The sequence below is a fragment of the Vibrio sp. 378 genome, assembly GCF_033339435.1.
This window is the reverse complement of sequence record NZ_JAWOUO010000001.1, coordinates 372,820-386,494: the sequence shown is the minus strand read 5'-3', so window position 1 is coordinate 386,494 and position 13,675 is coordinate 372,820. Positions and strand designations below refer to the sequence as shown.

Annotated in this window: 12 protein-coding genes; 8 read left to right on the top strand and 4 right to left on the bottom strand. The window is 45.6% G+C overall.

Annotation, left to right across the window (positions count from 1 at the left end; translation table 11 throughout):
• Positions 1-210: 210 nt before the first annotated feature.
• Positions 211-1,119 (bottom strand): aldo/keto reductase family oxidoreductase, encoded by a 909-nt coding sequence (locus R7Q48_RS01805; protein ID WP_262657052.1) that lies wholly within the window; start codon positions 1,117-1,119, stop codon positions 211-213.
• A gap of 95 nt (positions 1,120-1,214) precedes the next feature.
• On the opposite strand from R7Q48_RS01805, the gene R7Q48_RS01800 reads away from it, so the two are divergent.
• Positions 1,215-1,628, top strand: coding sequence for a helix-turn-helix domain-containing protein (locus R7Q48_RS01800; protein WP_005373470.1), 414 nt, complete (start codon positions 1,215-1,217; stop codon positions 1,626-1,628).
• On the opposite strand, the gene R7Q48_RS01795 is transcribed toward R7Q48_RS01800, so the two are convergent.
• Positions 1,609-2,223: a hypothetical protein gene (locus R7Q48_RS01795; RefSeq protein WP_005373472.1), complete on the bottom strand. Its 615-nt coding sequence runs from the start codon at positions 2,221-2,223 to the stop codon at positions 1,609-1,611. The genes R7Q48_RS01800 and R7Q48_RS01795 overlap by 20 nt on opposite strands.
• Before the next feature lie 472 nt (positions 2,224-2,695).
• Between R7Q48_RS01795 and clcA the strand changes: the two genes are divergently transcribed.
• Positions 2,696-4,099: a H(+)/Cl(-) exchange transporter ClcA gene (gene clcA / locus R7Q48_RS01790; protein ID WP_005373473.1), complete on the top strand. Its 1,404-nt coding sequence runs from the start codon at positions 2,696-2,698 to the stop codon at positions 4,097-4,099.
• A 261-nt stretch (positions 4,100-4,360) separates the two neighbouring features.
• Positions 4,361-5,308, top strand: coding sequence for a TDT family transporter (locus tag R7Q48_RS01785; protein WP_005373475.1), 948 nt, complete (start codon positions 4,361-4,363; stop codon positions 5,306-5,308).
• A 44-nt stretch (positions 5,309-5,352) separates the two neighbouring features.
• Here the strand turns inward: R7Q48_RS01785 and folE are convergent, their stop codons facing one another.
• A complete protein-coding gene (gene folE, locus R7Q48_RS01780; protein ID WP_005373478.1) occupies positions 5,353-6,006 on the bottom strand; it encodes a GTP cyclohydrolase I FolE in 654 nt (217 codons plus the stop codon).
• Between the two features lie 287 nt (positions 6,007-6,293).
• On the opposite strand from folE, the gene moeA reads away from it, so the two are divergent.
• The 5 genes from moeA to R7Q48_RS01755 all read left to right on the top strand — a co-directional run bounded on the left by moeA (position 6,294) and on the right by R7Q48_RS01755 (position 12,042).
• Positions 6,294-7,529 carry a molybdopterin molybdotransferase MoeA gene (moeA, locus tag R7Q48_RS01775; RefSeq protein ID WP_136976720.1) on the top strand — a complete coding sequence of 412 codons (1,236 nt, stop codon included), beginning with the start codon at positions 6,294-6,296 and terminating at the stop codon, positions 7,527-7,529.
• A gap of 9 nt (positions 7,530-7,538) precedes the next feature.
• Positions 7,539-8,288 carry a molybdopterin-synthase adenylyltransferase MoeB gene (gene moeB / locus R7Q48_RS01770; protein WP_005387678.1) on the top strand — a complete coding sequence of 250 codons (750 nt, stop codon included), beginning with the start codon at positions 7,539-7,541 and terminating at the stop codon, positions 8,286-8,288.
• 175 nt (positions 8,289-8,463) lie between these two features.
• On the top strand, positions 8,464-10,569 hold the full coding sequence (locus R7Q48_RS01765) for an LruC domain-containing protein (RefSeq protein WP_318132123.1): 2,106 nt from the start codon (positions 8,464-8,466) through the stop codon (positions 10,567-10,569).
• Between the two features lie 12 nt (positions 10,570-10,581).
• On the top strand, positions 10,582-11,082 hold the full coding sequence (locus tag R7Q48_RS01760; protein ID WP_053307245.1) for a hypothetical protein: 501 nt from the start codon (positions 10,582-10,584) through the stop codon (positions 11,080-11,082).
• A 129-nt stretch (positions 11,083-11,211) separates the two neighbouring features.
• Entirely contained in the window at positions 11,212-12,042 is an 831-nt protein-coding gene (locus tag R7Q48_RS01755; RefSeq protein ID WP_053304520.1) for a sulfurtransferase, read from the top strand.
• Positions 12,043-12,207: 165 nt separating this feature from the next.
• On the opposite strand, the gene R7Q48_RS01750 is transcribed toward R7Q48_RS01755, so the two are convergent.
• Positions 12,208-13,209 carry a sugar-binding transcriptional regulator gene (locus R7Q48_RS01750; RefSeq protein WP_005387670.1) on the bottom strand — a complete coding sequence of 334 codons (1,002 nt, stop codon included), beginning with the start codon at positions 13,207-13,209 and terminating at the stop codon, positions 12,208-12,210.
• Positions 13,210-13,675: the final 466 nt, after the last annotated feature.

Sequence of the window (13,675 nt, the reverse complement as noted above, 5' to 3'; positions counted from 1 at the left end):
CACATTCGCTGTTTAGTGACATAAAACAAACATGGGTAAAACTCCTCCACCCAAAGTAAGCAAAAAGTTGCATCTAACATCCAAAGCCCATTTTTGCTCGAATTTCATTCTTTCCATTTCCATAATGGGTAAACAGTAACGCGCTAAAACTAAAAAGGCACCCTGCTAGAGGATGCCTTTAATAACAATTTCATCGATAAGATATCAATTCTATGGCACACCATGACCTTTAGAAGCCACCCATACGCGATACCATTGCTCTCGAGTAAGTTCGATGTTCAATGAATTAACTGCAGCTTGCACACGCTCGATTTTACCAGAGCCAATGATTGGAATAGGATTAGATGGCAAGCGACGTACCCAGGCATAAATTACTTGGTCAATACTCGCTGCGCCCACTTCTTCACGAATTGCTTCTAATTCGTTACGGACACGAACAGCTTGCTCACTGTCACCACTAAAAATTGAACCACCACCGAGGCAAGACCAAGCCATTGGTCGCGTGCGCAACATTTGCATTTGATCAAGCGTTCCATCGTGTGCAACCTCAAAGTTAAGTGGGTTGATTTCCACTTGGTTAGTAACCAACGGCTTACCTAAGCGAGATTGCAGCAGTTCAAACTGGCGTGGAGTGAAGTTAGACACGCCAAAGTGCTTCACTTTGCCGACTTTGTGAAGCTCAGAAAATGCTTCTGCAACCTCGTCTGCATCCATTAACACGTCAGGACGATGAATTAAAAGTACGTCGATTTCATCCACATTCAAACGTTCTAGCGAGTTATTCACCGATTGGTAGATATGTGCTGAGCTCGTGTCGTAGTGATTGATCTTACGCTCTGGCGTTTTATCGCCACACAAATTGATGTCGCATTTCGTCACGATCTGAATTTGCTCACGAACACTCTTGTCTAAAGCTAACGCTTCACCAAACAACGCCTCACACTCGTAATTACCGTAGATGTCGGCGTGATCGACTGTCGTAATGCCTAACTCAATGTGTTGCTTAAGAAATGACAAACGCTCTTGAGCCGTCATTCCCCACTCAACTGCACGCCAATATCCTTGAACCAGCTCTGAGAACTCTGGGCCTTTTGGTGCAGTTACTACTTTTGCAACCATGGGTTTTCTCCTTCAATTGATCTGCATTCATCGTAGTCTTGTTTTCGTACCGGCTCAACGGGTAAACTTTCGCAATTCGAACTGGAGTACGAAATATGTCTTTTGCCCAACGCCTAGCCACCCTGATCGGAGAAGAAAGCATCAGCGGGTTCGCTCGACGCGTCGATGTGTCTGAAGCTTTAATACGCAAATACCTTAAAGGCAGTGAACCTAGCCTAACCAAAGCAAATCAAATTGCAATGCGCGCCAATTGCTCTCTCGAATGGTTAGCAACGGGATGTGGTTATTTATATCGCCGTGCTGAAGTCGTGGATATGGATGCGTACAAACTTGCCTTTCAACACGTTATGAATCAGCCGTTGTCAGACGATGCAGAAGAGATACACCGCAAGCTAATCGCAGGCTATCAATACCTGCGCGCTCACAAAAAATCGGATGGTTTTTTGGATGAGTCTGCAATGGCGACCTTCCTATCTCTCCATAAAGAATCTAAAAACGAGTCACTTTGACCTCGATAATTTCGCCATCACTGCGCAATTGCACATTTAAGGACGGTGATGGCGTCAGAAACTCGTCCGGTTTTACCCAAAGCAAACTTCGAATCGTTTCTTGTGGATAGCGGTTCATCAACAAAATAACTTCTTTATCGACAAGCTCGGAAGATTTCTTTTCCAGAGCTTCAACGACATCATAGTGTTCTTGTCCGATAGTAACTCTGCGTAAAACTAACCCATCCTTTCTTAAGTTGAGAAGTAAGTCATTCAGACGCTGCCACTCGTATTCAGTAAGAAACGAGAACTGAGCACTTTCTCTTCTCAAAATCACTTCACCATACAAGTGCTGCTGGTAGTACGAAAAATCATCCAAACAAAATGCGCTGATAAACGTTGAGTTGTCTCGCAGCTGCACTTCGCAACCATACCAGCTTCCACTTTTTTCTATACGTTCTTTTAGATTGGAATATGGCATTGCTGACAACGTGTCTTGCCACCAGCTCGGCGTTGAAAGTGCCGGAAACGTTACCGAACAACAACATAAAGAAAGTAAGAGTCGAAGATAAAAGCGCATGCACTGCTCTAGTTGGTTGACATCGAACCAAGACATTACTGACTGCAAGAAAATGTTCAAGAGAAAAATAGTGGCAGGTGGCGATGAAAGTTATGGTGATGAAAGTTATAACGCAGAAATTAAGAAGGCGCACATGTGCGTGCGCCTCTACCTCGTTACTCAATCGTGAGTGTGCGAATCGGCGATGTCTATTGATGCATCCCGAACATAAAACGAGGACTTACCGTAGGGTTTGAATCCATCCAAATTGTGTGTAAAACCTCACATCCCTCCTTCTGAAGCAGTCATGTTGCTTTACATTTAAAGCATGGTTCATTTTTCTCAAAAAACAAGTTTTTTATCCTAAATTATGAGAGCAATAGCACAATCTGAGTGAATGAATAATATCGCGACACTTCAAACACTCAATAGTGAAAAGCTAAATTGCATCTTTATTGATTAGGTCTAGACTCTGCGAAGCGTATACTTTCTTTCGTCCCTTCCCCCCCAGCAACAGGAGAGCTTGTTAATGACCAAACGCGAGAGAATTGTGAAATCTGTGTTGGCGCACGTACCGAAAGATGCGATTAACCAGTTTGTCTCTCGAGGGTCAACACCATTTTCTGTTCTCATTATGGCCGCCATTGTGGGTACGTTGGCTGGTTTTGTCGGTACGTATTTCGAGCTTGCCGTTCATTTCGTTTCTGAAACACGAACAGAATGGTTAAGAAGCGAAATTGGTAATGTTCTACCGTTGTGGCTGGCAGCGGTTCTCATTAGCGCACTTTTAGCTTTTATTGGCTATTTTCTTGTGCACCGCTTTGCGCCAGAAGCGGCAGGTTCTGGTATTCCTGAAATCGAAGGGGCAATGGATAATATTCGTCCAGTGCGCTGGTGGCGAGTTCTACCAGTAAAATTCTTCGGCGGCATGGGCGCACTTGGCTCAGGTATGGTGCTGGGTCGTGAAGGCCCAACCGTTCAAATGGGGGGCGCTGTTGGTCGAATGGTGACCGATATATTCCGCGTAAAGGATGACGATACCCGCCACTCCCTGCTCGCTTCTGGTGCTGCTGGCGGTTTGGCTGCGGCTTTTAATGCCCCACTCGCAGGCATTATGTTCGTTGTGGAGGAAATGCGACCTCAGTTTCGCTACTCATTGATCTCAATTCGCGCAGTGATCATTTCTGCCATTATGGCGAACATAGTGTTTCGCGCCATCAACGGGCAAGACGCCGTTATCACTATGCCGCAATACCAGTCGCCAGAGCTTCAAACCCTATGGCTGTTTTTATTGCTTGGCGCATTGTTTGGCGTGTTTGGCGTGATCTTCAATAAACTGATTACCGTGGCACAAGACAGTTTTGTCGCAATTCACAAAAACGATCGTAAGCGCTACTTGATTGTGGGTTCGCTACTGGGAGGCGTGTTTGGTTTGCTTCTTTTGTACGTACCCCAACTAACTGGTGGTGGTATCGGCCTTATTCCTGACATTACTAACGGTAACTACTCGGTATCTATTTTAGTTTTGCTTTTCTTTGGTCGCGTAATTACAACCCTGCTCTGTTTTGGTTCTGGTGCGCCGGGAGGCATCTTTGCACCTATGCTTGCTCTGGGAACCTTATTTGGCTATGCGTTCGGAGCAAGTGCTGATGTCTTGCTCCCTGCACTTGATATCGAGCCTGGTGTATTTGCGATTGCGGGCATGGGTGCACTGTTTGCTGCAACGGTACGTGCACCGATTACTGGTATTTTGTTAGTGATTGAAATGACGAATAACTACTACTTAATCCTGCCATTGATCATTACTTGTTTGGGCGCTGTGATTATTGCTCAATTGTTGGGTGGACAACCTATTTACAGCCAGCTGCTGCATCGCACAATCAAAAACGAAAAGTTACGCCAACAGGATCTACCGGAGAATCAATCAACATAACATTCTCTTTGTTATCACTTCGCTCCGGACTATCGAAGGGTTTGGAGCGATAAACTCTGCATTTTTGCATCTTTTCCCAAATATTCGATACCAAACTCACAAAATTATCATTCTCTGATATTTGCTCACCACCTTTCATGAGAAACCCCTCTCCATACTTGTTAGTATTCGCTACTTAAATAGAGCATTTCATCCAAATCGTCATGTTTTGTTTCATTCAGGCAAAAATCAAATGGAGTAGATTTGAACTGGAGAAGACTTGTGCAGTTTTATAGTGTCCCGCCGTCTCAAGCCGCGTTGGCACTAGGTATGATAGGTTTAGGGCAAGCTTGGGCACTCTATGTTCCTGAGATTGGTGAACCGATACGCCCATTTTTGGCGTCACTCGGCGCACTTTTACTCGCCCCTGTACTCATAAAATATGCCGCGAATCCACGATTATTCATGGTCGACATTCGTCACCCGCTGAGTGGTAGTTTAATGGCACCAATGAGTATGGCGTTACTGATCCTTGCAGATTATCTTGCCGCTGTAGCGCCTATCATCGCTTATCCACTTTGGTTTATGGCGCTTTTGCTGCATTTTACTATGATGGTGCTGTTTTTTAGCTTTCAGCTAATGAACTTCAAAATGTCCAATATCGTACCGAGTTGGTTTCTTTATCCGGTGGGGCTGATCAGTAGTTCACTAGCCGGATCTCAACTAGGTCACAACTTATTCTCCGAAACGTTAGCGATGATGTGCATCGGCATTTATTTCTTCATGCTGCCACTCGTGTTGTATCGTTTGGTGTTTTTCGGCTCTCTACCAAGGCGAGCAAGACCAACCCTCGCGATTATGGCCGCGCCGGTAAACTTGTCATTAGCAGCATACTTGGTGAACTTTCCCTTGCCTGATCCGATACTGACAGGCGCATTGGCCGGGATCGCCATCACTATGACGTTATTGATCTACTTATGTTACTTCCGCTTACTTCGCTTGAAGTTTCAACCTTCTATCGCGGCAGTAACCTTTCCTTCCGTGATCAGCGCCATCGCAATGCATCGCTTGACCTCTTTTTTCGCCGAATCGCACCCTCACTGGCACTGGCTACACGACTTTGGTTTTCTAGAGCTCAGTATCGCGACTGTATTGGTTGTTTGGGTATCGGCAGGTTACGTCAAAATGTATTGGCCAGAAATCATGAAGTCATTTTCTAAACAAGCATAAAAAAAGGATGGCGTTTGCCATCCTCTTAGAATGTACTTGGTTACCTAGCGTAAACCGTGCAGAAATTCGGCACGCGTTGCTGGGTTGCTCTTGAAGATGCCACCCAATGCAGTTGTTGTCGTTTCGCTGGTTGCATCCATCACACCGCGAGATTTCACGCAGTAGTGTGTTGCGTCAATCGTCACTGCCACATCATCGGACTCAAGCAGCGTTTGAAGTGCAACAAGAATTTGCTGAGTCATACGCTCTTGAACTTGTGGACGCTGGGCAAAGAAGCGAACGATACGGTTGATCTTTGACAGGCCAATGATCTTGCCACGTGGAATGTAAGCCACAGCAGCCTTGCCATCGATGGTCACAAGGTGGTGTTCACAAGTACTGGTCACTGTGATGTCCTTCACGCGAACCATCTCGCTCACGTTCATCTTGTTCTCAATCACCGTGATTTTAGGAAAGTTGGAGTAATCCAGACCAGAGAAGATTTCGTCAACGTACATCTTAGCAATGCGGTGAGGGGTTTCTTCTAGGCTATCGTCAGTGAGGTCAAGTTGAAGTAGACCTAAGATCTCACGCATGTGGTGTTCGATCTTCTCTTTCTTCTCTTCACGACTTACGTTGTTTGGACGCATTGGCGTTTCCAAACCGCGTTGCTCTAGCGCTTCTTTTACTAACTTCGCTGACTCGCTAAGACCTGACATTCCACTTCCTCTTTTGTTTTACTTCAGCCTTCGTACAAACCCAATCAAAATTGCATTCATACTTTTCGCTTTGAGTTGCTCAGTTCGTGTCTTTACACCAAGTCACATCAGATGAAGGTACTGAGCTGATTTTCTTGAGCTCCGCAGGTTTTTTACCCCTTTTGGATGGCTTACAAGGATACTCGGATTTTTGAATAATTACACCCATATTTTATAGGTGGACATTCTTACTCAGTCCCCTTTTATGGTAAAGTTGCCACAAAACAAAAGAACACAGGATTTTCTCAATGGGCTGCTGCGACGCACCTGGCTTGATGCCAATTGAAGAAGCGATGGACAAAATGTTATCGCGAATCAAACCTATCCAAACAACGCTTTCTCTTCCACTTGCTGAAGCACTCGGTTTTGTACTGGCAGAAGATATCTTGTCTCCTATCCACGTACCGCCATTCGATAACTCAGCAATGGATGGCTACGCTATTCGCATTCAAGATCTTGAGTCATCTTCTGTATTGCCTCTGGCAGGTAAATCATTTGCAGGACAACCTTTTGAAGGTGAATGGCCTCAAGGTACCTGTGTTCGCATCATGACTGGCGCAAAAATCCCACAGGGTTGTGATGCCGTTATCATGCAAGAAAACACTGAAGTAACAGATGCTGGCATTCAGTTCAACCAAACCGACGTGAAGCCACAAAACAACATCCGCCCAACAGGTGACGACATCAAACAAGGCGACATCGTACTGGCAAAAGGTGCACGTTTGACACCTCGCGATATTCCGATGATTGCGTCTCTTGGTGTGAGCCATGTAACAGTAGTACGTAAGCCAAAAGTTGCTTTCTTTTCTACTGGTGATGAACTTAAACCACTGGGCGAACCGCTAGACGAAGGTCAGATCTACGACAGCAACCGTTACGGTATTAAACCACTTATCGAGAACTTCGGTTGCGAAGCCGTTGATCTAGGCATCATTCCAGATTGCCCAGAGACTCTAAAAGCAACCTTTGAACAAGCGCAAACATTGGCAGATGTGGTTGTGACCTCAGGCGGTGTTAGTGTGGGCGAAGCGGATTACACCAAAGACATTCTTGAAGAGCTTGGTGAAATCGGTTTCTGGAAGCTAGCAATCAAGCCGGGTAAACCTTTCGCGTTTGGTAAGCTAAGCACTGCTTGGTTCTGTGGTCTGCCGGGGAACCCGGTTTCTGCCGTGCTCACTATGTACGTGCTTGTTCAACCAATGCTGGCAAAACTTGCAGGCCATACCGAATGGAAAGCACCCGAGTCTATTCCAGCAACAACCAAAACCGCCTTTAAGAAAGCACCAGGTCGTACCGATTACCAACGTGGTATCTACACATTGGAAGATGGCAAGTTTGTGGTTGAAACAACCGGTAACCAAAGCTCTGGTGCATTCCGCTCAATGAGCCTAGCGAACTGTTTTGTTGTCTTGGAACGTGAGCGCGGCCGAGTTGAAGTGGGCGAAACGGTTCAGGTTCAACTATTCAACTCAACCCTTTACTAGGAAGACGTTGTGGATATTCTTTCCGATCAGGAAATGCTGCGTTACAACCGCCAAATCATTCTTCGTCAGTTTGACTTTGAAGGACAAGAAGCACTCAAACAAGCATCGGTATTGATGCTTGGTGCTGGCGGTTTAGGCTGCGCATCAAGCCAATATTTGGCGACGGCTGGTGTCGGTAAAATCACGCTGATTGATGATGATATCGTCGAGTTGTCTAACCTTCAGCGCCAAGTACTGCATCACGATGCGGATATTGGTCGTAAGAAGGTAGAATCAGCGGCCGATGCACTACGCGAGCTTAACCCGCACATCATTGTAGATACCATCGCAAAGCGTCTTGATGATACAGAGCTAAAAAGCTTGATCGAACAGCACACTATTGTTGTCGATGCATCAGATAACGTCGATACGCGCAATCAACTTAACCGCCTATGTTTTGCGACCAAAACACCGCTGATTTCAGGCGCGGCCATTCGCATGGAAGGCCAAGTGAGTGTGTTTACTTACGATGATCCAGCGCAACCATGTTACCAGTGCTTAAGTGCCCTCTTCGGCAGCGATGCGCTAAGTTGTGTCGAAGCCGGAGTAATGGCGCCTGTTGTGGGTATTGTTGGCGCAGTGCAAGCGATGGAAGCGATTAAAGTGATTGCTGATTACGGCCAACCAAAGAAAGGAAAAATTCTGATTTTGGATGCGCTCAGCATGTCTTGGCGAGAAATGAATCTGATGAAAATGCCCTCCTGTCCGGTTTGTAGTTAGTTCTATACCTCTAATCATTCCCAAAAAGCCCAACTCGATGTTGGGCTTTTTCTCATTTTGACAATCAGATTTACAACCCTTCTTCTTACAAATCTTAGATCTATAAAATTCAACAACTTAAAAGTTGGCACATTCCTTTCATTGCATATATCACGAACCAATGAGAGGGCGAATTATGAAAAGGACATCACTACTACTTGGGTCTCTAATAGCGAGCGCTTACGCACAAGCGGCGCCATTTGATACGTGCCCAAGCCAAGCATACCTATTCCAATCAACCCCGGTTCAAATCTATGGCGTCAATTTGGTTACAGGCTCTACGACTCTTTTAGAGGACGACACAGGTTTGGCTTCGGGCATCAACGGTGTAGGCTTTAACTTCACTGACCGTTATATCTACGGCTACGACACCACAAACAAAAAGATTGTTCGTCTTGGTCAAGACTTCCAAGCAGAGACACTTAATGTTTCGGGTCTTCCTACCGACCACACGTTTTACGTAGGTGACGTTTACAACCACGTCTACTACTTGTACCGCAAAGGCAAAGGACTTTTCTCCATTGACCTTTCTCCGCTCGATTCTGATCCAAATGCGACATTGAGCATCGTGAAAATCAGCTCAACAGCGACTGTGAACCTAACCGACTTTGCATTCCATCCAGGTGATGGCTCCCTTTACGGCATCGACAACAACTCTGGTTTGCTATATCAGTTCAACCCATCAAATGGTAGCGCAACTGCGATAGGTGACACAGGTGAGAAAGGCACATTTGGTGCTGGCTACTTCGATGTAAACGGCAACTACTATGTGTCACGTAACCAAGATGGCAAAATCTATCGCGTTGACCTTTCGGAAGGTAAGGCAGCCAATATCGCAGCAGGTATCGTTCCTGCGGTTGAGTTTGTATCCAACGGTCCAAGCTCAAGCCAAAATGACGGTGCACGTTGTGCAAATGCTCCGGTGATTAACGAAGACGAGCCAATTGATTTTGGTGATGCTCCAGACAGCTACCACACCACGCTTGCGTCAAACGGTCCTCGCCACGAAGTGGACGGTGCAACTTGGCTTGGCTCTGTTGCTCCAGATGGTGATGCCGACGGACAGGCAAACGATAACTCTGTGGGCACAGCCGATGAAGATGGTGTTGGTTTTGTATCCGCACTTGATCCAGGCTTAAGCTCAATTGTGAATGTGACAGCTTCTACTTCTGGCTACCTATCAGCATGGTTTGACTGGAACCGCGATGGTGACTTTGATGATGAAGGTGAGCAAGCCTTTACCGACCAATTACTGTCTGCGGGTAATAATCCCCTACCGTTTGTAGTTTCAACCGCTGCAACGGAAGGGTCTAGCTGGAGCCGATTCCGCTTTAGCCAACAAACCGGATTAAACTACGATGGTGGTTCGACATCTGGTGAGGTGGAAGATTACCCAATTACCATCACTGGTAATGGTTACTCAGTGGAATATTTCCCGAGTGCAGAAGATTACGCCACCGTCGCTTACGAAGATAACTGGCCATACACCGCAGACTACGACATGAACGATGTGGTCGTAAAATTCCGCATCACCGAAACCAGTCTTGCGGGTCATGTTGAGAGTATTCAAATTACTGGCGACCTAGCGGCTTACGGTGCAAGTTACAAAAATGGCTTCGCAATCCGACTACCGGGTGTATTGAGAAGCTCGATTGAAAACGGATTAACAACACTATCCTTCAATGGTGTAGAACAAGCATCTAATGGCTTGGAAAGTATTTCTGATGAAGCAATTTTCATCATCAGTGAAGACTTAAGCACACACGCGGCGAGCAGCTGTAGCTACTTCCGCACAGAGTCTGGCTGTGATGATAACGTCTCACTCACCTTTACCTTGAATGTGTACTTCACTGAAGGATCTGACCGTTCAGCCATTCAAGCCATGCCATACGACCCGTTCATCTTTGCAACACCGGGCACTTACCATGGCGATGGTATTACTTTCCAACCAGGGCGTAAGTGGGAAGTTCACTTAGCAGACCAAGCACCAACAGAACAGTTTGATGACCAAAACCTCTTCGGTGTCGGCGTCGATGCAAGTGACCCTGCACAAGGTGTGTACTTCAAAACAGCAAACAACTTACCTTGGGCACTGTTAATAGTAGAAGATTGGGATTGGCCGCTAGAGCGTGTAGACATGGTCGATGCATACCCTCACTTCCAAACTTGGGCTGAGTCTGGTGGCGAACTAAGCACAGATTGGCACACCGCTCCAACACCTAATAAATGCTACATTCCATAGGGAGATAACATTATGAAAGCACTTATCACAATCATCATGGGATTAGCACTAACGGCTTGTGGCGGAGGCGGTGGCGGCGGAGGTGGTAACAGTACACCACCTCCACCAACCCAAACCACCGTTGCAGAGGAAGACACAACCCAACAGGAAGAAACAACCGTAGAAGAGACTACCGTAACTGTAGAAGATGCAACCATGCAGGATCTAGTAGTACCAGATGGCTTTAGCTACAACCCAGTGACGGAAGGTACGCTCAATGTAGACATCAGTGGTTTCTCTTCACAACGAGCACACCTAAGCGTGTACAAAGAGTTTGTCGAGAACAGTTCAGGTAACTACGATGCAAAATACCCAAGCAAAGTCGCATCGGTTCCACTCAACAATGGTACAGCAAATGTCGACTTTAATGTTTCTGATAGCCAAGGTAGCCTACTTGTTGAAATTTGGTTCTATGACGGTAGTGACCCAATTCAGAAAGTGATTACTTCTGGAGACAACACTTGGACCATGTAACTGGGTAAATCGAAAGCTGTCTTTCAGAACAAATCTTCAATCTTTAACTTAAAAATCGCATCGTTCTTTTGAACATGCGATTTTTTTGTTGTAAAACAGTAAGATTATCCACCTAGCAAACTAAAGACAATGCAAGCACTGATTAGTACTGATGAACTCAATAGCCTTCTCGGCCAACCTAACGTCAAGCTCCTCGACGCTAGTATTGCGTTTCAAATCCCTTCTGAAGGTAAAAAGATTCAAGATAAGTGGATTCCAAATACTTTACGCTTTGATTACGACAATGACTTTTGCTTACCCGGTTCTTCCCTGCCGCATATGATGCCAACAGAAGAAGGCTTCAACCAAAGTGCGCTACAACTCGGTTTGAACAACGAAGATTTGATTGTGGTTTACGACAACTCTGGCACTTTAGCCGCGCCAAGAGCTTGGTGGATGTTCAAAGCTATGGGACATGATAATGTTCGAGTCTTAAATGGCGGTCTTCCAGCTTGGATTGAAGCCGGATTCCCTGTTGAAAGTACCCTATCGCAACCAAGCGAAAGAGGTAACTTTGCGGGTAAGCTCAACCAAAATGCCTTTTTGAGTGCACAAGATGTTCTTGCTCATTCAACCAATAAAAGTGCCAACATCATCGATGCCAGAGCCAAAGCACGATTCCTTGGTGAAGTGCCTGAGCCACGAGAAGGTCTACGTAGTGGTCACATTCCAAATTCGGTTTGCTTACCGTTTCAAGAACTCTTGACCAACGGTCACATTAAACCAAACTCAGAGTTGCAACAGATATTTAGCGCACTAACGATAGATAGTGACAATTCGATTATTTTTAGTTGCGGTTCCGGTGTAACCGCATGCATTTTATTACTCGCGGCGTATCAAATTGGTCTAGACAATCTGTCGGTGTACGACGGTTCTTGGACCGAATGGGGTGCTGACCACTCTCTACCTATCGAGCGTTAAGACAAGTGTCTGTTTAACATAGTATCTTACGTTTATCTAAAGATGATGTGTTCCAATAAACTAAACGCAGCTTTTAAACCAAACTTGTCATTTCGAAATAGAAACTGGCTATGAGTGATTTGTCCCTCCTCATAGCCTGACTACATCAAAAGCCGACTATTTCCGTTAGCGTTCAGATGTCGCGTTGCCGTGCATTTGCTCATCTAAGTTGAGCACGGTTAATGCGTTGCTAACGCTCGTGGCGATCACGTCTATCGCTCCAGTTCTTAATGCTCCGAGTAGAGCGAGCGGCTTGCTGTTCTCTGCTGCGATCGCAATGACTTCCGAGATCGGCCGAAACTCTTCAATACCAAGTCCAATTACTCGGTCACTCATTACCGTGTTCGCTACATTACCGTGAATATCAAAGAAGTCATAACCTGCAAAATCCCCTACCACACCTTGTTGAAGTCTCGACTGAACCACTTCATCAGGCGTAAACCAACCTAAGTCGACCATGTAACTGTTTTCGCTCATGTCACCAATACCAACCAAAGCGACATCGGCTTTACGTGCTAGGTCGAGCGTTTGTTTCACGGTTGCATTTTGCATAAAGGCCAACTTCTGTTCTCTGTTTTCTGCGTAAGCCGGCGCATAAAGGGTTTCAGAGGTCCCCCCATATTTCTTCGCCAACTGACGACAAATATGGTCGGCGTTATACATACCGCCACGCGGATGAATACCACCAATGCCACACACAAATTTACAATCACGCGGCGTAATAACACCAATATGGTGAGCGACAGACGACACGTTGCGCCCTTGTCCGACCGTCACCACCATGCCGTTTTTGAGCGTGCTAGTGAGATAATTGGACACCAATCCCGATACCTGTAGTCGTTGCGCTTCTTCATTCGGTTGATCAAGAGCAACAAGCGCGCGCTTAACGCCGAATCGCTCGATCAAACGTTGTTCGATCTTGGCGCTGAACACCGGATGGTATTTAACGGTAATTTCAACAATGCCTTCATCACGCGCCTGCTTGAGCATTCGCCCAACCTTTGCGCGTGATATGGCAAATTTTCTCGATATCTCTTCCTGAGTCGCACCGTCTTGATAATACGCGACGGAAATCTCTGTCAACAAATCCGTGTTTTCAATGGAAATATCTTGATTAGAACTGCTCATGGTTTCTCTCGCCCTTTAAGAGGATCGATATTGTATGCAATAAGTGAACATATGCTCATTGACTTAGCATATGTTCTTTATCAATTTAAACGCTACATTTGCTCATCGCAATAACATTTTCTCACTACAATTTTTTACCCTCTTGGACAACGCTCAAGCTTTGAACAATAAGGGCAAACGTTTATTTGGGTTAACCACTAAACACACAGTAAAAAAACGTTGATGAAGTTCACTATAAGTCCATTTCAGCGATTGACTTTCAGCATAGATAGGATAAATATGGACACATCATTTACTCAGCTATCGATCAAATGTTCATAGCATTTGTTCGGTAACGAAATTTTCCGTAGTTGGCTGAGCAGATGTCTCATTAAATGCGATGAGACGGTTAGCTAACTCGCTTGCAAATGCACAAGCTGTGATAACAAAAATCACGCTTAAGCCCATTTAAATAGGATGATCGATT